This window comes from Niallia sp. Kr1 (genome assembly GCF_050389805.1).
GTDB lineage: Bacteria > Bacillota > Bacilli > Bacillales > Cytobacillaceae > Bacillus_BD.
The window spans coordinates 5,074,034-5,094,922 of sequence record NZ_CP130945.1 but is presented as its reverse complement, the minus strand read 5'-3'; the positions used below and the strand labels follow the sequence as shown (position 1 = coordinate 5,094,922).

Below are 20,889 nucleotides of genomic sequence, written 5' to 3'. Positions count from 1 at the left end.
ATATTTTACCATGTTACTAGTATTCTACTAGTATATGGGAGTAAAGTTTGTCATAATTTGTAACTTTAATGAAATTTATACGGGAAATTTGTACGAAGAGATATGTTCGTTTAAAGATTATTATATGGGAAAAAAATAGTGATTATTCAAAGGAAGTACTCCAAATGGTTCATTTAATTGGAATTGTTATTTCTGAAGAAAAATAATTTTTTAAAAATATGGTCAAAATGGAATAACTGTTATATAATCTTATTAAAAATAAGTACATGATATATAACAGTTGAGTTTAAATTTATCATAGGGGGATGGTAAAGGTGAACAGAAAGGAAGAAATTATCCGTGAAATATTAGGGTGGAAGAAGCATACCAAAAATAGTTGGTACAATGTAGAGAAAGATGAGTTTATTCATGATTCTTATTTTATGCCAGAGAAATACTTAGAACATGCGTTGGTTATAGTAGAAAAGCTAAAAATGTTTGGTGTGAACTATCAAACAAATGGTACTTCAGAAGTGAAGTTTGATGACGTCACAGGAAGAGGGGAAACGTTGCCAGAGGCGATTATAAATGCTGCGTATTACTTGATTCTTAAATTTTACTCTCAATTTGAGAACACAAATTATAATCAAATTTAAAATGAGGTTGGTTAGAGAGGGAAAAATAGCTACTATTTTAGGTAAATAAAAAGTCACAGTAATCAATCCGCTACTGTGACTTTTTATATTGCGATTAATTTCGAATAAGATAATCAAATGCTCCTAATGCGGCAGTTGCACCAGATCCCATTGAAATGATGATCTGTTTATAAGCACTGTCTGTACAGTCACCTGCAGCAAATACCCCAGGAATACTGGTAGCACCGCGTTTGTCAACGACGATTTCGCCCATTCTTGTACGTTCAACTGTATCGCCAAGCCAATCTGTATTCGGTACAAGACCGATTTGAACGAAAACACCAGCTAATTCAATATGGTGTTCTTCTTCAGTTGCACGATCAATGTAGGTGAGCCCGTTTACTTTATCAGTACCGGTAATCTCTTTTGTTTGGGCATTTTTGATAACCGTTACATTTGGTAAACTGCTCAGGCGTTCTTGAAGAACCGTGTCTGCTTTCAATTCTGGTAAGAATTCAATGACCGTTACATGTTTGACAATACCCGCAAGGTCAATGGCCGCTTCAATTCCTGAGTTTCCTCCACCAATAACAGCAACATGCTTACCCGCAAACAATGGTCCATCACAGTGAGGGCAATAAGCTACCCCTTTATTTTTAAATTCAGCTTCTCCAGGCACATTGATATTACGCCAACGAGCACCAGTAGAAAGAATCACAGATTTACTCTTTAAAAGACCACCGTTTTCTAATTGAACTTCAATGTGCCCCTTTTTATCAATGCCAATAACACGTTGAGAATCCATGACATCTACGTCATACTCCTTCACGTGTTCCTCTAAACTTGCTGCAAGCTTAGAACCCTCTGTGTATTTCACACTAATGAAGTTCTCAATTCCTACAGTATCCAATATTTGACCGCCAAAGCGTTCAGCAACAATTCCTGTGCGTATGCCTTTACGTGCTGCATAGACCGTTGCACTAGCACCAGCAGGACCACCGCCGACAACAAGTACATCAAATGGTTCCTTATTGGTGAACTCGGATGGATCCGGTCCACTTCCCAATTTAGAAAGAATTTGTTCAAGTGACATACGTCCACTTTCAAAAAACTCTCCATTTAAGTAAACAGCAGGTACGGCTAAGACGTTTTTACTTTCTACTTCCTCTTTGAAAACTGCACCATCAATCATCGTGTGAGTGATTCCTGGGTTAAGAACACTCATTACATTTAAAGCTTGAACAACATCTGGGCAATTTTGACAGCTTAGGCTGACATAGGTTTCAAAGTGATATTCGCCAGTTATATTTTTAATTTGCTCAATTACCTTTTCATCAACTTTTGGTGCTCTTCCACTTACTTGTAAGAGAGCTAACACAAATGACGTAAATTCGTGTCCAAGAGGAATACCGGCAAATGTAATGCCGGTATCCTCTCCTACACGATTTACGCTGAAGCTTGGAGTTTTCTCAAGCTGTGTTTTCTCTACAGTAATTCTGGATGACATAGAAGTGAGCTCTTCCATCAGTTCAAGCATGTTCTTTGATACTTCGTCAGAACCTGCACTCACCTTTAGAAGAACATCGCCTTCCATCAGTTGAAGATATTGGTTTAATTGCGCCTTAATATCTGCATCCAGTATCATTATATGAGTTCTCCTTAGATTTTACCTACAAGGTCAAGGCTTGGCTTAAGTGTTTCTCCGCCTTCTTGCCATTTAGCTGGGCAAACTTCACCTGGATGGTTACGAACGTATTGTGCTGCTTTGATTTTGTTGATTACAGCGCTTGCGTCACGGCCGATTCCACCAGCATTGATTTCAAGAGCTTGTACAATCCCGTCTGGATCGATGATGAAAGTACCACGGTCTGCAACACCATCTTCTTCGATAAGAACATCAAAGTTACGAGAAATAACGTGTGATGGGTCACCGATCATTGTGTATTCAATTTTACCGATTGTTTCTGAAGTGTCATGCCATGCTTTATGAACAAAGTGAGTATCTGTAGAAACAGAGTAAACTTCAGCTCCAAGTTCTTTTAATTCAGCATATTGATTTTGCATATCTTCAAGTTCTGTTGGGCAAACGAATGTGAAGTCAGCTGGGTAGAATACTACTACGCTCCATTTACCTTTGAAATCTTGATCTGAAACTTCGATGAATTCACCGTTTTTGTATGCTTGTGCTTTGAATGGTAGTACTTCTTTTCCGATTAAAGACATTATGAAATTCCTCCTAATGGTAATTTTTTATAATAATTATAGATAACCAAAATAAATTATCTATAATAATTCTAATTCAATAATAATTATTATATATTTTTCGTGTTTTGTCAACTGAAAATATAATAATTATTTTAAACCAATAATTATTATTATTGATAGCGTAGAAACTTGTAGATTCTTGCACAAAATGCTACCAAACTTCGGTATGTATGCAAAAAGAGAAATAACTATAACTAGTAGGCCTACGGATAATAGTATGAACGATATTCTACTATTTAAATCATTAAATCCCTACTCTATTTTATTACAATTTTAAGGTAATTGAAAATAATAACTATATGAATTAGTCTAAATCAAATAAAAGGGACGTTTAGAAGGACGTAATGGTGAAGAGGTTGTGAGATTATTCCACCCAGAAGAGAAGCAAGGGGCAAAAATAAGGATCGAAAAATATCATATCATGAAGCAGGTCCTTATTGAAACGATTAACAAAACAAACGATTTCCTATAAGGACCTTACAAAGGAAATTCATGCTAAATTAGAAGAGGAAGTTTGACGGTTCTATTACCATTCAAGGTTAGTTAACGAGGAAACATCCAATTAAAAAACCAGACCCCATTTACCTGAGTCTGGTTGGATGATTACGCAAGTCGCATTCTAAAATCTTCATAGCCAAATTGTTGTACAATTCGGCAGTCGCCATCTTTATCTCGTACAGCAATCGCAGGAAGTGGCATCCCATTGAATGTCGTATTTTTTACCATTGTATAGATCGCCATATCACCAAAAACTAAACGATCGCCGCTTTTTAAAGGTTGATCAAAAGAATAGTCTCCAATAATATCGCCCGTTAAACAAGTTTGTCCACCGAGTCGATAAGTGAAGGGTTTTTCTCCTGACTCGCCTGAATTGAACAGAGGAGGACGATATGGCATTTCAAGTACATCTGGCATATGACAAGTAGCAGATGTATCAAGAATCGCAATTTCCATTCCATTTCGGTGAATGTCAAGTACAGATGTGATGAGATAACCGGCATTAAGCGCAACAGCCTCGCCTGGTTCAAGATAAACTTCTACATTATATTTATCTTGGATTCTTTTAATACACGCTTCTAGTCTTGGGATATCATAATCTTCCCTCGTAATATGGTGGCCGCCACCAAAGTTTAGCCATTCCATATGGGAGAGCCATGGACCGAACTTCTCTTCAACTGCTTGAAGTGTTGTTTCTAGATCATCAGAGTTTTGCTGACAAAGGGTATGAAAATGTAATCCGGATACTCCATCTAATTCTTCAGGACGGAAATTCTCAATTGTGACACCAAAACGAGAACCAACTGCACATGGATCATAAATTTCATGACCAATTTGCGTAGAGCATTCTGGATTGATGCGTAAACCAACTTTTCTGCCAGCTTTTAAGGCTTTATCTTTAAACTTTTCTAATTGTGAAAAGGAATTAAAAATAATATGGTCACAAAGAGAGATGATTTCATCAATCTCGTCTTCACGGTAAGCAGGGGCAAAGACATGATTCTCTTTGCCCATTTGCTCAAACCCGAGTCTTGCTTCGTATAAACCACTTGCCGTTGTACCACTTAGATACTTTCCAATTAAAGGATACATCTCCGTCATGGAGAATGCTTTTTGTGCTAAAACAATCTTACATCCTGTACGTTCCATTACTCCGCTCAGGATTTTTAAGTTTTTTTCCAGAAGAGCTTCATCGACGACATAACAAGGTGTTGGCAGTTCCTCAAATTTCATCTTATCGAACGTTCTCCGTTTCTTTAATTGGCTCATTGTCAACAAGCTCTGGATTGAAGTCCTCTTTCCAAGGTAGGCCCCATTTGTTTAACTCTTCCATGAATGGATCTGGATCGAATTCTTCAACATTGTATACGCCAGGTTTATTCCATTTGCCAGTTAAGACCATTGCTGCACCAATCATAGCAGGAACACCTGTTGTATAAGAAACCGCTTGGGATCCTACTTCACGATAGCATGCTTCGTGATCGCAAATATTATATACATAATACGTTTTATCTTTTCCGTCTTTTTTTCCTTTAAAGATACAGCCAATATTCGTTTTACCTTTTGTACGTGGTCCTAAGGAAGCTGGATCTGGTAATACAGCTTTCAAGAATTGAAGTGGGATGATTTGTTTTCCTTCGAATTCAATTGGCTCAATGGAAGTCATTCCTACATTTTCAAGACATTTTAAGTGGGTAAGGTAGCTTTCGCCAAATGTCATGAAGAAACGGATTCGTTTAATTCCAGGAATATTTTTGGCAAGTGATTCAAGTTCTTCATGGTAGAGAAGGTACATGTCTTTTTCGCCAATTTCCGGGAAGTCATAAACGCGTTTGATTTCCATTGGTTTTGTTTCAACCCATTCACCATTTTCCCAGTATCTTCCGTTAGCTGAAACCTCACGGATGTTGATTTCTGGATTAAAGTTTGTTGCAAATGGATATCCATGATCTCCAGCATTACAGTCAAGGATATCGATATATTCAATTTCATCAAAGTGATGTTTTAATGCATAAGCAGAGAATACGCCTGTAACACCTGGGTCAAATCCTGAGCCAAGAAGGGCTGTAATTCCAGCTTTTTCAAAACGCTCACGATAGTCCCATTGCCATTTATATTCAAATTTTGCAGTGTCTTCAGGCTCATAGTTTGCCGTATCCATATAGTGAGTCTTTGTTGCTAGACATGCATCCATAATGGTTAAATCTTGATAAGGCAGAGCCAAGTTCATTACGATATCTGGTTTTACTTCTTCGATTAAAGCGATTAATTCATCTACATTATTTGCATCGACTTGTGCAGTCGTAATTTTAGTTTTGCCGCCATCCAGCTTTTCCTTAAGGGCATCACATTTAGATTTTGTACGGCTAGCGATACAAATTTCTTCGAATACGTCGCTGTTTTGAACACATTTATGTGCGGCAACCTGTGCCACTCCACCGGCTCCAATAATAAGTGCTTTTCCCATTCTTCAATCACCTTACCTTATCGTTTTTTATGCATAATGGAGTTTTACTCCTACCTAATTCGTGCGAGTCCATTTATTAGGATTCCAGTCCTGCTAGGAGATGATTCAACTAACCCCATATAACAAGTTTTTACCAAATAAAAAAAAGCGAGTGTAACACGCTTAACTGCGCACAACACTTGCTTTTAGATATAATTCAATCATATTAAAAAAACGTCTGTATGTTCATGACCACGACAAATAATCATAGACATACGTCCACCATAAATTCATTTTAGACATGATGGAACAAAGCTCTTTAATATTCAATATATCCTTTTGATCAGAGTCTATATAGCAAATAATTACTTTTACCACTCTTATTGACCGTTTCACAAGTTGATGTGCGTAAGCACTGGTTGTAAAGTAACCAACTTATAAAATTTGAGCTTTTAACTCAATCAATAAGGCAACTAAAGGTTGCCAATCGGCATTTGACCCGGCACACCGTTGCCCTTACCTTCTGTAATTAGAAGTGGTCAAAATTATCTGCTGGAAAGACTCAAAAGGGTGTGAAGATTAGCCTTCCAATTCATGCTTTTTTATATTATCAGCATATAGAAAAAAATACAATAAGAAATTTTAGTTTTTTTTTCGGTTTTTTGGTGGTTGGATTGTTGGATGAAAGGGGGTTAGTACAGCAGTAGGAAAAAGGTCTACGAGCCGAGCTGGTTCTCAAGGACAAAAATGGGGAAAAATAGAGCGAGAAGTCCATGATGGAGGCTATCAAGGACAAAAAATGGGAAAAAGTAGAGCAAGAAGTCCGTGATGGAGGTTCTCAAGGACAAATAGAGCAAAAACAGAGTAAATAGTACTTAAAAGTAAATATATTCAGTTAGATTATAAGTTTTTATAATATCTCTTCATAGTAAGTCCACCGATGATTACCAACGGATTTAAAGTTTTTATCAAGTATTAGTCGGATTCTCTTTTTCGAGTCTATGATCTTACACCAACTATGTATGGTGTTTGTAGTTATTGCCTGATTAGGGAAGAGTAATTGAGCTTCTTTTACTAAACGCATTACGGCGTATTCAACAATTTCTTCATAACCACAAGCCTGACAAACACATTTAGTATTTATAACAATATTAGATAAGGAGTTACACTTTCCACACCCAATCCCTTTATGTAAATGGTCAAAATTATAATTTGGTATTTGTTTAAAAGGGGAGTCAGGGATATACAAGGATATTAATTTATCTGCAAGTATTCGATGTCTGTCTTTTAATGTTGATGAATTAGAATTGATTTTTCGCAAACAACGATTAACCTGTGTCGGAAGAATGATGGGTTTGTTTTGAGGTGCTTGGTATAAGGTGAATTCGGGGTTAATAAAGACTAATGATGCCTCGACATGAATATTGTGGCCTAGGCTTTGAAGGAGTTGGCGAAATAAGGATTCACCTCTGCTTAATTGAGTGAGGGGATTGGTTATTTCGGACTTAGGCTTTTTATATAATCGTTCATTTTCAAATAAATAATCGCCTTCAAAATTTTTGACCTCAAAAAGGTAAATCATCTCTGGAATAATAATGATCGTGTCAATTTGAAATAAAGTACTGTTTAGCTTAAGGAGTAGGTCATTTAGGATTAGACATTCACATTGTAGTTTTTCTGTTAAGGAGTCAAACATTAATTCACCCTCGTACCCTTTTTTAAGGTTAAAGTAATGTTGTTTGTCCTTAGGAGATAGTTCCATCCGGTTGTTTAGGGATCTAAGAATTTGCAACTCCTTAGACTCCGTCCTAATTTTGTAAATCATGAGCGAGTCACATCCTTGTATAGAATTCTATGACTATTATATTAAAATAAATTACATAGAGGTATGAACGGTATATGAACTTTTTGCTAAATCGATTATCCCTTGAATGGAGGTAAGAAAAAGAGAGGAGAGGACTAGAAATGGTTGACCAAAAGATGTGTGAAGAAATCCAGAAATCGCCCTCAACAGGAACATAAAGTCTAAAAAAACAATCAGAAAAGATTCCCCAAAATGCTTTAAAAAAACTAACCAACATACATATTAAAACAAATTTGGGAGAAACTGAGGTAAACGAGGAGGCTGATTACATGAAAAAATACGTACTAGCACTTCTTCTTGGATTTTCGTCTTTGTTTGCGTTGGCTGGGTGCGGAGATGATGATGAGATGCCTGAGGAAGGCGAAAAAATTGAGGAAATTGAAGAAGAGGATGAAATTGGTGACGGCGAAATTGACGATGAATAACCCTGCCGTCTCTTGAGTCCAATAAAAAAGAGAAGGTATCAAGCATCTCTCAAAGGATGTCTGATACCTTCTTTATTTTAGAAAAGAAAATGCGCAATGAGGGTAATAATCGGTAATGTGATTAGAGTTCGTTGAATGAAAATAACAAATAGTTCCCAAAACGATACAGGGATTTTTGATCCAAGTAAAAGGCCACCGACCTCTGACATATAGATTAGCTGCGTGACCGAAACAGAAGCAATAATAAATCGGGTCATTTCACTTGTAATGCTAGCCCCAATCACAGATGGCAGAAACATGTCTGCAAAACCCACAACCATTGTTTCAGAAGCAGCCTTTGCTTCAGGAATTTGCAACAATTCTAAAATTGGAATAAAAGGTAGCCCTAGCCATTGGAAAATCGGTGTGTATTCCGCAAGAATTAAGGTTACGGTACCTAATGACATCACAATCGGGGCAACGCCCATCCACATGTCTAAAACATTTTTTACCCCTGAAATGAGAAAGTCTACAAAACCTCGATTGTGTCTAGCCTTATCAATGGCTTGTACATATCCCCAAGATAACGGATTATGACCTTCAGGGATTTTATCCTCTTTGTATTCACTAGATTTTTCTACATAATAAGTGTCAGGTTTTCTTGAAAGCGGCGGGATTCTTGGCGCAATAAAAGCCGCAACTAACCCAGCAAAGGTAATCGTTAAATAAAACGGAACAAACATATGACCAAGACCTACTTGAGAAATGACGACAAGACTAAAGGTAATCGATACAACAGAGAACGAGGTCCCAATAATGGCAGCCTCTCTTTTTGTATAAAACCCTTCTTCATATTGTTTGCTTGTCAGCAAAACCCCGATTGTTCCGTCCCCAAGCCAAGAGGCGATGCAATCGATGGAAGAGCGACCAGGTAATTTAAAAACAGGGCGCATTACTTTCGTTAAAATCGTTCCGAACAGTTCAAGTAAACCGAAGTTTAATAATAGTGGCAGAAACATTCCAGCAAATAAAAATACGGAGAACAGAACTGGCAATAAATCATTTAGAAGTAATCCTCCCGTATTTTCAGACCAAATCATCTCAGGTCCCCATTGAAAGTAGGTTAGAATGGCAAAAATCGAACCTAACAGTCGGGCAACAAATAATAAAGGAGAAACATCGAGTAATGATTTCAGAAATCGATTTCGCTTTAATACTTCTGGATGCGTTATTTTAACTAAAATCGTTCCAAGTAAAGTGATGCTAATAATGATTACCATAATAAGTGGCAAATAATCAGCCAACCAGGACTGAACCCACCCAGACAAGATGGCGATAGGGATCGTGAAACTCCCATTATATGAAAGGGGAACCATGAATAAAAAGATTCCAAGGATCGATGGTATTAAAAATGTTAGTATCGGTTTTATGGACTTGTTTACATTTGGTATTGTTTTTTCTTTCAAATCTATTCATCCTCAAACATTTATTTTCAAATTGCATAATTACAAAACGATATTCATTTTAATGCACTTCTCTCATTTTGCCAACAACATTTCTTAATCTTATTATTCTGCCTATTAAAAAGGTGCCTAGTACCATCCAATTTATGGATGGTGCTAGGCACCTTTGGGTGTTAAATATTCATTAATTGATTCGACCATTTGAAGGCATTGTTATAATATTGCAGAATGTCACTTTCATCGATTCCCATTTTCTGAGTCAAAACGGTAAGGTTCTCCCAATTTCCGTTTTCAATAGAAAGACTTAAATCTAATGATAATTTCATTTCATTGGGTATACCAATTAGGGCATTACAAATGTCTTGATGGAGTGGCATAATTTCGATGACCTTCTCCATTTTCATTCCCAATATGGTATCCATTAAAGAAAACATCCCTGTTAAAAAGTATGACGGTGCTTCTGATCTTTTGTTTCTGTGTAAGGCAATGTGTTCACATGTTTTCGCCCTTGTAAGACTATTGTTGATCATCTCCTTTGACCAATCATTCTTTTGAAAGTGACTTCCCCTAATGGAAAGGATGTAAAGAAGCTTTTTTAACTCGTTAAACCCAAGGCGTACGATGGCTTGTTTGATGGACGTAATTTTACTTTTACCACGATAAGCAGGTGAATTAATAAGCTTAAGCAGCTTATAGGATAATGATAAATCTTGCTCAATTAATCTACTAATATAAGTAATATCCGGCTCTTGATTGTTTAGATGTTCAATAATCGTTATATAATTGTGGAAGTAATCAGGAACATCTTGTGTGGTAATAATATCAGGCTTGGAAAAATAATAGCCTTGGAAAAAATCATAGCCATTATGTATGGCCCATTCAAATTCAGTACTTGTCTCAACCTTTTCAGCCAGTAGTTTTGTGTTCAGCCTTCTGGCTATTTCCTGGATGATTAATCTTATTTTTTTAGGAGTTTTTCTAAAGTCCACTTTAATGATATCAGCATATTTAATAATTTGGAGAGCGTAGGAATTTTTCTCCTCTAAAACAAAGTCATCAAGGGCAATTTTATATCCTTTACTTTTAAGGTCCTTGCATATTTCTAGTAAATCGGGCCCCATTTCAACAGACTCTAATATTTCCACGACAATTTCATCCGATTGGAAATAAGTGGGAAGTCCCATCTTCAGTAATTTTTCTGTAAAATTTATAAAGCATAATTTCCCGCTAGAGAGTTCCTCTATTCCAATATTGATATAACTGTTTATAATGACATCGGTTGTAGCCACTTCGCCGTTAATATTAGGAAATTGGTTTTCCGAATTTTTACGATAGAGCAGTTCATATGCGACAATTTCCTTTGTCTTTGTATATATAGGCTGTCTAGCGACAAAGGCCTCCATTTCATCACCTTCAAATGAATATATTTAACTATAATAAAACCAATGGATCTAAAGTAGGTAGAATCCACCCATAACATAGGTATTTTATCATTATATTATAATTTTTAGTAAATTAAAAATAAAATAAAAAAGTATGTTTAGTAAGATAGATTATAAAATGATTACCTTTCTAAAATTAAAGAGAAGACTAGAGATCAGAAGTACGAAAAAAAGGATTCCAGAAAATGTTTCACATGAAACATTTAGGAATCCTTTTTCCGTTTCGCTTATTGAGACATGATAAAGAGGATGATCAAACAACCTACACTAATGAGGGCTCCAACTACTTTTACAAAGAGGGGAAGGGAATCTACACCCGTTCGATTGAGTTCCTTTTCCTTCTCTTTTGTATTCTTTCGCATCTGATCATTACAGCCACTCATTACGCCCCTCGACTCCAGCCCGAAACGTCGTCTTCAATTGGCAGTCGATTTCTTCGAGCCTTGTTTCCAGCATGGAAAAAGAGTGCTACAAGTATGGCGGTACCGACAAAGCCACCAATCCAAGAGATATTTAACCGTAAGTTGAATCCAATTGGAGCATTTAAAATATAAGTGATAACCATAATTAACATAAAGGTACCTGGGATAAGAGCGATGAAGTAATTTTTCCGTGCGATATAAAGATACATGGACCCCACAAACAGAGCGATGACAGCGGTTGATTGATTGGCCCAGTTAAAGTACCTCCATAAAAGGTTAAAATCAATTTGTGTTAAAACGACTGAAACAGCAAATAGAGGAATAGCAATCCAGAGACGATTTGAAATTTTTCTCTGGGCAATGTTTAAATACTCAGCGATAATCATTCGAGCACTGCGGAAAGCTGTATCTCCAGAGGTAATCGGAAGCACAACGACACCAAGAATAGCTAATGTTCCACCAATAGCTCCAAGAAGTGCGGTCGAAGCTTCACTAACCACGGCTCCAGGTCCACCTGCAGCAAGAATATCATTTAATCCATTATATCCATCAAATACACTCATTGCCGCCGCAGCCCAAATCATGGCAATAATTCCTTCCGTAATCATCATCCCATAAAAAATTTTGCGTCCTTGTCTTTCGTTTTGGGTTGTACGTGAAATAATCGGTGTTTGTGTTGCATGGAAACCGGATAAAGCTCCACAGGAAATCGTAAAGAATAGTAATGGCAAGATAGGTGCTCCATCAGGATGGAAATTTGTAAGGGATAGTTCTGGTATTGATGCACTAGTTACAACTAAACCAATTCCAACACCAAGAGCACTGATTAACAATAAAGCACCGAAATAAGGATAAAGTCGACCAATTATTTTATCAATAGGCAGTAAGGTAGCAAACAAATAATAAATAAAAATAGCTCCAATAATCATTCCTAAGGCTACTTTCCCATCTATTAAAAGATGAAGGAGACTTGCAGGTGTTGAAACAAAAACGGTTCCAACTAAAAGTAAAAGCAATACAGCAAAAAAATTAACGACATGCCTCATAACTTTTCCTAAAAATCGACTAGCCAGTTCGGGTAAGTGTGCTCCGCGATTTCGAATTGAAATCATTCCAGTTAAATAATCATGGACAGCACCTGCAAAAATACAGCCAACGACAATCCAAATAAATGCGACTGGACCATATAAGGCTCCCATGACTGGTCCAAAGATAGGTCCGGTTCCAGCGATATTTAGGAGTTGAATCAAAGAATTTTTAGGAATATTCATGGGGACATAATCAACCCCATCACTATTTACATAGGCCGGAGTTGGTCGGTCTGGTTTTATTCCGAAAATTCCCTCGACAATTTTACCGTACGTAAAATAACCAATAATTAAAAGTGCAATTCCCACTAAAAACGTGTACATTTCTTTTCCCTCCTTAAAAATGTTTTGAACCAGATTGCAAAACAATGGATTGAAAAAGAATAGCTAGATGCCTGTATTTATTCTATGATAGTGGGCTCTCTCTTATTCTCTAATTCTTTTATTAAGAATTGAAAAGATTGACTAAAGTTCGGAATTATGCAACTATATATATATTAAAAATTCATAGTAGTAACACTAGGGGTGCTTTTGAGAGCTGAGAGAGGCGGTCGCCTTAACCCTTGAACCTGCACTAGGTAATGCTAGCGAAGGAAAGTGGTACAATTAACAGATCGTAAGCTTTTTTTGTGAAAAATAATGCGATTAGTAAAACCACTTCTTTTATGCAGAAGTGGTTTTTTTATTGCGTTTAGGAGGATTAACGATGAGCATTCAATTGGAAAAACTATTAAATCAAATTGATGTGCGCCAAGATGAATTGGTTCAATTATTAAAAGACTTGATTTCTTTCAAAACGCCTGCTCCACCTGCACGAAACACAGATGAAGCACAGGAGTTTATTGCCGACTTTTTAAAGAAGAAGGGCTTCCAAGTGGATAAGTGGGATGTTTATCCAGGAGATCCGAATGTGGTTGGGGTTCTTAAAGGAACGAACCCTAATCAGTATCAAAGTTTAATCATTAATGGGCATATGGATGTCGCAGAGATTAATGAAGGAGAAGCGTGGATAACGGATCCCTTTACGCCCGTTGTTCGAGATGGTGTCGTCATTGGTCGGGGTGCTGCTGATATGAAGAGCGGGTTAGCAGGAGCATTATTTGCGATTCAATTATTAAATGAAGCGGGCATTTCCTTACCTGGCGATTTAATCTTTCAATCCGTAATCGGTGAAGAAGTCGGAGAAGCAGGAACATTGGAATGCTGTAAACGAGGGTACCATGCTGATTTTGCCCTCGTCGTTGATACAAGTGATTTACATATACAAGGTCAAGGAGGTGTCATAACTGGTTGGATCACAGTGAAAAGCAAGAGTACTTTTCATGATGCGACACGTAGAGAGATGATCCATGCAGGTGGAAAGTTATTTGGAGCCAGTGCCATTGAAAAAATGGCTAAAATCATTGGTGGACTGCAAGAACTTGAAAGACATTGGGCAGTCATGAAAAGTTATCCGGGGTTTCCGCCTGGAACGAACACGATCAATCCAGCTGTGATTGAAGGTGGAAGACATGCAGCCTTTATTGCAGACGAATGTCGCCTATGGATTACAGTTCACTACTATCCAAATGAAACGTACATGGGAGTTGTAAAGGAAATTGAGGAACATATCCTTGCGCTAGCACAAGCGGATCCTTGGTTAAAAGAAAATCCACCTATTTTTGAATGGGGTGGTTCTTCTATGATTGAAGATCGTGGTGAAATCTTTCCTTCCCTCGAAGTCGACCCTGAGCACCAGGCGGTCCAAACGTTAATGAACGCACATGAAGGAGTGACAAGGAAACAAGCGATTGTGGATGTTTCACCATCTGTAACCGATGGCGGTTGGTTTGCACATGCGGGAATTCCAGCAGCCATTTATGGTCCTGGTCATCTTCATCATGCCCATGCTGTTAACGAACAAGTGTCAATTGAGCAAGTCGTGCAATTTACGAAGGTACTTCTGACGTTTATTTATCAATGGTCTCATACAGAAAAAAGCTAGATTAATAGATAGGGAGAATAAAAGATATGAATTGTTCTAGATGTTTATTAGAAAAAATAAAGTCCATATGGCGTCAAAATCATTCCGGCAAATTTGAACAAGAAGTAGATCCCAAACAAGGAATGTGGTCTACATCATGAAACCAGCTGTCTTAGAATTTAAGAATATCTCTTTTCATTATAGGTCAGATCAAGCGGACCAAGATCCTATATTGGAAAATATTAATTTTCAAATTCATGATGGAGAATTTGTTAGTATCATCGGGTCAAGTGGTTCCGGGAAAAGTACAATTTTTCGTTTAATTACAGGTCTTGAGCAGCCATCACAGGGTGAAATTCATTTAAATGGAGATATGAAGAAAGAGAGATTAGGACAAGTTGGTTACATGCCACAACAGGATTTACTGATGCCGTGGCGTACGATTATGGACAATGCTATGCTGCCGTTGGAAATTAAGGGAATCCGAAAAGAAGAGGCACAAACAGAAATTAGTGAATTATTAGGTGATTTTGGCTTAGAGGGAGTTGAGAATGCCTATCCTGGGGACTTATCAGGAGGGATGAAGCAAAGAGTTTCTTTTTTACGAACGATCTTAAGTGGTTCAAATATTTTACTATTGGACGAGCCCTTTAGTGCGTTAGATGCCATTACTAGATTTACCATGCAAGAATGGCTGTTAGAGCAGTGGGTGAAATGGAAGAAGACGATTCTTTTTATTACTCACGATGTTGATGAAGCGTTATTTTTATCAGACCGTATTTTTATTTTACAGAAAAATCCGATTCTCACACTAGAAGAGATAAAGGTTCCACTTGGTCGTCCACGGAGGATCCGTGACCTTAGCCAGCCAGAGATTGCTCTTTTAAAGGAAAACTTAATGAATCGTCTTCGTCAGAAGGTGAGTGTATGAAGCGAATTTCGACCTATCTATCATCTGGCGTTTTTCTATTACTGCTTTTAATTATCTGGGAGATAGGTGCACGAATATATAATAAAAGTTTTGTTTTACCATCTCCAACAGATATTGCTGTAAAGCTATGGGAGTTAAAAGAGATCTTACTATTTGTCCACCTGCCTGCCACCTTGTTAATTATTGCGATTGGGTTATTGGCCTCAATCATAATTGGAATTGGTTTGGCTGTCTGGATGTACATGAGTAAAGTAGCGGAAAGAACGTTTTATCCAATTATAATCGCATCACAGGCGATTCCGACCATTGCGCTAGGACCGATTTTTGTGGTTTGGTTCGGTTATTCGATTTGGAGCAAGGTATTAGTTACATTTTTGATCACCTTTTTCCCGCTGACGGTCAGTACGTTTGATGGGTTAAAATCAACGAATAAGGATTTAAAAGAATTGATGCTTACAATGGGTGCCTCGAAAAAAGACATTTTTTTCAAATTAGATGTTCCGTCTGCTTTTCCGTCGATCTTTTCAGGATTAAAGGTAGCAGTAACCGTAAGTGTTATTGGAGCAGCGATTGGAGAATGGTTAGGAGCTCAAGCCGGTCTTGGCTATTTCAGCCGGAGAATGATGACCCAATTTGATGGGGCTGCTGTGTTTGCCCCCATTGTCATTTTAGCAGCTGTGGGGATTTTATTATTTTTACTTGTAATAGGGATAGAAAAAATATGTTTGAAATGGAGAAAACAATGATGAAAAAATTAGTTTCAATAAGCATGGGGTTATTATTACTATTGTTTTTAGCAGCTTGCGGTAGCAACTCAACAAGTATAGAAGCAACAGACAAAGATCAAACATCTGAAAAGGGTAAAGAACTGAAAGAAGTCAGTATTATGCTAGATTGGTATCCAAATGCGGTTCACAGTTATTTATATGTAGCTCAGGAAAAAGGTTATTTTGAAGAGGAAGGTTTGAAAGTGGATATTCAATTCCCGGCCAATACAACAGATCCATTAACGTTAGCGGCTGCGGGAAAGGTTACATTAGGATTGTATTATCAACCAGATGTGATTATGGCAAAGGTCAATGAAAATGTACCTGTAAAATCGGTAGCGGCGATTGTTCAGTCTCCGACTAATTATACCGTATTTCCTGCCGATAGTTCGATACAATCCCCTAAGGATTTAGAAGGCAAAAAAGTAGGCTACCCGGGGATTCCTTTAAATGAGGCGTTGCTTGAAACAATTGTTTCCCATGATGGCGGTGATATAAAGAAAGTAGAAATGATTGACGTTGGCTTTGAATTGAACTCCTCTCTCGTTACGGAAAATGTAGATGCGGTAATTGGAGCCTATATTAACCATGAAGTACCAGTCCTAGAACATAATGGATTTGACACTCGTTATTTTAATCTAGTCGATTATGGAGTACCTAGCTATAATGAAATTGTCTTAATCACAAGTGAGGATACATGGGAAAAAGAAAAAGAATCTATTCAAGCTTTCTGGAGAGCAGCAGAAAAAGGATTCCAGTTTATGAAGGAAAATCCAGATGAGGCGCTCGAAGTTCTATTAAACAATCAAGATCAAGCGAATTTCCCATTAGTAGAAGAAGTTGAAAAAGAAAGTTTAGAAGTTCTACTTCCGAAAATGGAAGAAGGCGGTGTACAGTTTGGTACACAAAACGAGGAAACATGGACAGAAGTTGCCAACTGGTTAAAGGAAACAGGGTTAATTAAGGAAGTTCCAAATGTCAGTGATCTTATAGTGAATATAGAAGAATAGTGGTAAAGAGCCTAGTGGTGGTGGGGACCCCTAAAAGAGAGTATTAAATCTAACTTATGGGAGTCGGTACTGTACTAGGCTCTTTTTCTATTGGCGGTGAAGTTTCATTAATTTCATTGTAGTTTCTTCTACAGTATTCTCATTTTTAATCGTTTGAATTACTTGTCCCTGTTTCATAAATAAAATGGTGTCTCCGGTTTCCGCTGCAACATCCATCATATGGGTTGAAAAAACAATGATGGTTCCACTTTTTTTAATCTCATTTATGATTTTAACAAATTGATTTACCCAATAGGGATCCAGTCCATTTGTTGGTTCATCAAGTAGCAAAACATGGGGTTGATCTAATAGAGATTGACCAAATAGAAGGCGCTGACGCATGCCTTTGGATAGACTTTTTACTAACTCACGTTTTTTCTCATAAAGACCGACCAAATTCATCACTTCGTCTATTCGCTCCCTCTTCACCTTTCGCAAAGCTCCGTAAAAGGACAGGAATTCCTCTACAGTCATCATTTCCTGAGCATGAAAATCATCTGGCATAAAACCAATTTCTTTTAAATAATTTTCCCGATCATATTTTATATCTTTCCCATTGATGGAGGTTTTACCGCTCGTTGGATAAAGAACACCTGCGATGATTTGGAGCAATGTACTTTTACCAGCACCGTTCCCACCGCATAATACGATACATGTGCCTTCTACTGCTTCAAAAGAGCATGGATACAATGCGGTTTTTTTCTTGTAAACTCTTGAAACGTTTTCTACTTTTAACTCGGTCATCGTCTTTTCCTCCATTCCAACATAATCATTGAAAACAATACCATCAATGTTAGAAATACGATGAAATATAAAATGCTGACATATATTCCAAATCCAGAGTCTAGGTAAGTCATTAGTGAATCATATGCCTGTCCGAAGACGGATCCACCATCAAATAACAGAACAAATGATACACGGATGAATTCAGCAGGATTCAAATATAAACCAATCTTCATTAAAGGGGCAATCCACGGGTACGGTACCAACCCTAAAATACTAATCAATGCAGTGGGCCAGATCATAATGAGGAAAAACCAAATGATCACAGAAATCGTTAATGCCTGCCACCTTGTGGATACGATGCAACCCACGGTTATGCCAATGACGAGAAAGAAGAATATCAGAATCATTGAGAAAAAATAGATGGATAGGAGCCATTCGCTAGAAAAGCCATTTTGACCAATAAGACCTATTGCTAGGCTAATCCCATAACTAAAGGTAAAAACAATGGCTTGGGCCGTAAATTGACCACCTATTTTTCCAATGATATAAGAAATAGATGGCAAAGGATACGAGGTTAACAACCGCCATTGACCATTTTCCATTTCATTCGCAATTGAAAAGGAACCGATGATTAGCATGAACAATGGAATGATGTACAAGGCAATATTTACGACCGTTCCTGTCATGCTTGTGTACCCTGTTAAAGAAGGAGCGCTTGCTTGTAATAAAAATAAGAGTGATATGACAGAAACCCACAAGATTAACAAAGAATAGTAGGAGCGCTGTCGTACCGTCATGCGCAGTTCTGAGCGCCAAATATTCCACATGGTCATACCTCATTTCTTAAAAAGGATAGAGAACAACATGAATAAAATGAGGGTCAGTCCCTGTAAAGAACAGACCCTAATCTATTAATGTGACATATTACTATCTGTTTCAGTTGTTTCTGAATGGGAGTGGTTTTCCATTTTCATATTTTGCATCATTTCATGGTTTCGCTCCCAGCTATGTTGAGCTAATTCTGTTGCGTTCATGACAGTACTGCCGTCATTTTCAGCAGCAAATGTGTCTGCACTAGCTTGATCTTTAAAGGATAGTACATTATAAGCCATTGGAGTTTTAATTGATTGATTGAATACATATGTAGCATCATCCATTAAAATCCATTCTTTGTCATTGTAATCACGAACAAATTTTGCGGAAATTTTTTCATCTTGATTAGAATCCATCCATTCATTCATACAGCCGATATCGTCAAAAACGATCGATTTCCCGTTTTCTAAAACAATTTGGGTAGCATGTTGATTATCCATTACCGCCATATTGCAGACCTCACAAGTTTCGGTTGCTTCTTGAATCTCAACTGGTTGAACCTCATCGTTGCCGCACGCAGCAAGTAGTAAAACAAATCCGATTAATCCAATTAGCAGAAAGTTCTTGTTCTTCATCTTCTTTTCCTCCCAAGTAAAAATAGACTAAGACTAGCTAAAATCATGACGGCACTCATTATCCATAAACCAGAGTAAGAGGATGTTTCTCTCTCTACCTCTAACGTCATATCCATTAAAGGGGCATGATCGGTTAAAATCTGTTCTGGCGGACTCTTTAATAAATTTTGAAGTAAGATTAATCCTGGGGCTTGGAAAAACAGCCCATATTCAGGTACAGCATTTGTTAACGTAAGAAAATAGGGGTCGGCTGTAAAGTGAATGTTACTCTTTCCAGTTCCATCTATATCTACCTTGCTCGCGGTATCCCAGTAGTTCCCATTGACTTTATTATTTGAGCTTGAGATCGCTTGTGCTGCATTGACATTTCCAACGAAGGTATTATTTACGGCTTTATTTCCATTCGCATTCAAAAACTGGATCCCAATAAAATTATTCATGATTTTGTTCGTATTGATATGGTTATTTTCAGCCTCCTCAATATAAACGCCCACTCGGTTGGCGTTAAATTCATTATTCGTTACTTCCGTATCAGAAGTTAAATAAAGCAACAAACCTTGTGAATTCACATTATTTTTATTGGAGTAAAAACGATTATCGTGTATGGAGGTCCGCTTTGACTCCATTACCATGGTGCCAGTGACATTTGATTGAGATGTATTTTCGCTTAGAAGATTATCATTTGAAAACATAAGATGCATTCCATAACGGGACATTTGGATCGTATTATTGCGCAAAAGGTTCTCGTTGCTTTGCTCTAAATAGATTCCATCTGAGACATTGGATATGTTCAGGTTTTCAAGCTGATTTCGATTGGATCTCCATAAATCAACCCCGTTTCCTTTCCGACGACCAACAATCTCGCTATCCTTAATGGTAATCCCATTGGCTTCATCTAGTCTTATACCAAAACGCTTCGTTTCAATACGAAGTCCATCGAGAACGTGATTAGAGCCACTGACATAGATAGCGGTGTCTTCATTATTTTCCCCACAGTGTTCTAGATTTATATTTTTTACGGTAACAGATTCCCCACTGATCGCCAAAAGGGGCTGGACATCACAGGAGCGAAGAAGAACGTCACCTTTTCCAACCAAAGTAAGAGGTTTAGAAATAAGGAGTGTTTCCTCGTACTCTCCTTCTTGAATTTCAATCGTAGCTCCCGGGTTTGCTCCGTCAATTTTCGATTGTAAGGAGTTTGTAGTAGCCTCAGCCGATGAGGGCAAGTATACAGATAATAAGAGAAGAAACATGATGCCATAAGTGATTCTCATTGCTTTATATTCCTCCCTCCTATTGATTTCATTTCAAGTCTTAAAAATGAAATTTAATGATTAAATCAGTTAAAATAAATGTGATTGTAAAACAAAATATTATATTTATGTAGTTTTAATATAGTAACCAAAGGTATGAAGATCTTAAACCCTTTATAGAAAAGTGAGCGATTTCAACATACTCTTCTATTAGAAATTATAAATACAATGTGAATAATAAAAAAT

Annotated in this window: 20 protein-coding genes and 1 riboswitch; of the genes, 7 read left to right on the top strand and 13 right to left on the bottom strand. The window is 37.4% G+C overall.

Annotated features, from left to right (window positions below; genetic code table 11):
- Positions 1 to 68: 68 nt before the first annotated feature.
- Together Q5760_RS25230 and Q5760_RS25225 are read left to right on the top strand one after the other, a co-directional pair.
- Entirely contained in the window at positions 69 to 206 is a 138-nt protein-coding gene (locus Q5760_RS25230; protein ID WP_428910238.1) for a hypothetical protein, read from the top strand.
- 108 nt (positions 207 to 314) lie between these two features.
- Positions 315 to 635 carry a BC1872 family protein gene (locus Q5760_RS25225; protein ID WP_428910237.1) on the top strand — a complete coding sequence of 107 codons (321 nt, stop codon included), beginning with the start codon at positions 315 to 317 and terminating at the stop codon, positions 633 to 635.
- Positions 636 to 729: 94 nt separating this feature from the next.
- Here the strand turns inward: Q5760_RS25225 and ahpF are convergent, their stop codons facing one another.
- From ahpF to Q5760_RS25200, 5 genes are all read right to left on the bottom strand, one after another.
- Positions 730 to 2,259: an alkyl hydroperoxide reductase subunit F gene (gene ahpF / locus Q5760_RS25220; RefSeq protein ID WP_428910236.1), complete on the bottom strand. Its 1,530-nt coding sequence runs from the start codon at positions 2,257 to 2,259 to the stop codon at positions 730 to 732.
- Between the two features lie 14 nt (positions 2,260 to 2,273).
- Positions 2,274 to 2,837: an alkyl hydroperoxide reductase subunit C gene (gene ahpC, locus Q5760_RS25215; protein ID WP_428910235.1), complete on the bottom strand. Its 564-nt coding sequence runs from the start codon at positions 2,835 to 2,837 to the stop codon at positions 2,274 to 2,276.
- A 645-nt stretch (positions 2,838 to 3,482) separates the two neighbouring features.
- The gene (gene nspC, locus Q5760_RS25210) at positions 3,483 to 4,610 is read right to left on the bottom strand and encodes a carboxynorspermidine decarboxylase (protein WP_428910234.1); all 1,128 of its coding nucleotides are present in this window, start codon (positions 4,608 to 4,610) and stop codon (positions 3,483 to 3,485) included.
- A 1-nt stretch (position 4,611) separates the two neighbouring features.
- Positions 4,612 to 5,844, bottom strand: coding sequence for a saccharopine dehydrogenase C-terminal domain-containing protein (locus Q5760_RS25205; RefSeq protein WP_428910233.1), 1,233 nt, complete (start codon positions 5,842 to 5,844; stop codon positions 4,612 to 4,614).
- An 889-nt stretch (positions 5,845 to 6,733) separates the two neighbouring features.
- Entirely contained in the window at positions 6,734 to 7,585 is an 852-nt protein-coding gene (locus Q5760_RS25200; RefSeq protein WP_428910232.1) for a nuclease-related domain-containing protein, read from the bottom strand.
- 371 nt (positions 7,586 to 7,956) lie between these two features.
- On the opposite strand from Q5760_RS25200, the gene Q5760_RS25195 reads away from it, so the two are divergent.
- The gene (locus Q5760_RS25195; protein ID WP_428910231.1) at positions 7,957 to 8,112 is read left to right on the top strand and encodes a hypothetical protein; all 156 of its coding nucleotides are present in this window, start codon (positions 7,957 to 7,959) and stop codon (positions 8,110 to 8,112) included.
- A gap of 77 nt (positions 8,113 to 8,189) precedes the next feature.
- Here the strand turns inward: Q5760_RS25195 and Q5760_RS25190 are convergent, their stop codons facing one another.
- The 4 genes from Q5760_RS25190 to Q5760_RS25175 all read right to left on the bottom strand — a co-directional run bounded on the left by Q5760_RS25190 (position 8,190) and on the right by Q5760_RS25175 (position 12,830).
- Positions 8,190 to 9,467 carry a YjiH family protein gene (locus Q5760_RS25190; RefSeq protein ID WP_428912689.1) on the bottom strand — a complete coding sequence of 426 codons (1,278 nt, stop codon included), beginning with the start codon at positions 9,465 to 9,467 and terminating at the stop codon, positions 8,190 to 8,192.
- 260 nt (positions 9,468 to 9,727) lie between these two features.
- Positions 9,728 to 10,957 carry an EAL and HDOD domain-containing protein gene (locus Q5760_RS25185; protein ID WP_428910230.1) on the bottom strand — a complete coding sequence of 410 codons (1,230 nt, stop codon included), beginning with the start codon at positions 10,955 to 10,957 and terminating at the stop codon, positions 9,728 to 9,730.
- A gap of 266 nt (positions 10,958 to 11,223) precedes the next feature.
- A complete protein-coding gene (locus Q5760_RS25180) occupies positions 11,224 to 11,358 on the bottom strand; it encodes a hypothetical protein (RefSeq protein ID WP_428910229.1) in 135 nt (44 codons plus the stop codon).
- 20 nt (positions 11,359 to 11,378) lie between these two features.
- A complete protein-coding gene (locus tag Q5760_RS25175) occupies positions 11,379 to 12,830 on the bottom strand; it encodes a carbon starvation CstA family protein (protein ID WP_428910228.1) in 1,452 nt (483 codons plus the stop codon).
- Positions 12,831 to 13,017: 187 nt separating this feature from the next.
- Positions 13,018 to 13,119, top strand: a riboswitch (TPP riboswitch).
- A gap of 93 nt (positions 13,120 to 13,212) precedes the next feature.
- Between Q5760_RS25175 and Q5760_RS25170 the strand changes: the two genes are divergently transcribed.
- The 4 genes from Q5760_RS25170 to Q5760_RS25155 all read left to right on the top strand — a co-directional run bounded on the left by Q5760_RS25170 (position 13,213) and on the right by Q5760_RS25155 (position 17,177).
- Entirely contained in the window at positions 13,213 to 14,490 is a 1,278-nt protein-coding gene (locus Q5760_RS25170; RefSeq protein WP_428910227.1) for an acetylornithine deacetylase, read from the top strand.
- Positions 14,491 to 14,626: 136 nt separating this feature from the next.
- Positions 14,627 to 15,400 (top strand): ABC transporter ATP-binding protein, encoded by a 774-nt coding sequence (locus Q5760_RS25165; protein WP_428910226.1) that lies wholly within the window; start codon positions 14,627 to 14,629, stop codon positions 15,398 to 15,400.
- Entirely contained in the window at positions 15,397 to 16,146 is a 750-nt protein-coding gene (locus tag Q5760_RS25160) for an ABC transporter permease (protein ID WP_428910225.1), read from the top strand. The genes Q5760_RS25165 and Q5760_RS25160 overlap by 4 nt, the downstream gene beginning before the upstream one ends.
- Positions 16,146 to 17,177: an ABC transporter substrate-binding protein gene (locus Q5760_RS25155; protein ID WP_428910224.1), complete on the top strand. Its 1,032-nt coding sequence runs from the start codon at positions 16,146 to 16,148 to the stop codon at positions 17,175 to 17,177. Before Q5760_RS25160 ends, Q5760_RS25155 begins: the two co-directional genes overlap by 1 nt.
- An 87-nt stretch (positions 17,178 to 17,264) precedes the next feature.
- On the opposite strand, the gene Q5760_RS25150 is transcribed toward Q5760_RS25155, so the two are convergent.
- The 4 genes from Q5760_RS25150 to Q5760_RS25135 form a co-directional block, all read right to left on the bottom strand.
- A complete protein-coding gene (locus Q5760_RS25150; RefSeq protein WP_428910223.1) occupies positions 17,265 to 17,960 on the bottom strand; it encodes an ABC transporter ATP-binding protein in 696 nt (231 codons plus the stop codon).
- Positions 17,957 to 18,769: an ABC transporter permease gene (locus Q5760_RS25145; RefSeq protein ID WP_428910222.1), complete on the bottom strand. Its 813-nt coding sequence runs from the start codon at positions 18,767 to 18,769 to the stop codon at positions 17,957 to 17,959. Before Q5760_RS25145 ends, Q5760_RS25150 begins: the two co-directional genes overlap by 4 nt.
- A gap of 84 nt (positions 18,770 to 18,853) precedes the next feature.
- Entirely contained in the window at positions 18,854 to 19,390 is a 537-nt protein-coding gene (locus Q5760_RS25140; protein ID WP_428910221.1) for a nitrous oxide reductase accessory protein NosL, read from the bottom strand.
- Positions 19,387 to 20,664 (bottom strand): right-handed parallel beta-helix repeat-containing protein, encoded by a 1,278-nt coding sequence (locus Q5760_RS25135; protein WP_428910220.1) that lies wholly within the window; start codon positions 20,662 to 20,664, stop codon positions 19,387 to 19,389. Before Q5760_RS25135 ends, Q5760_RS25140 begins: the two co-directional genes overlap by 4 nt.
- Positions 20,665 to 20,889: the final 225 nt, after the last annotated feature.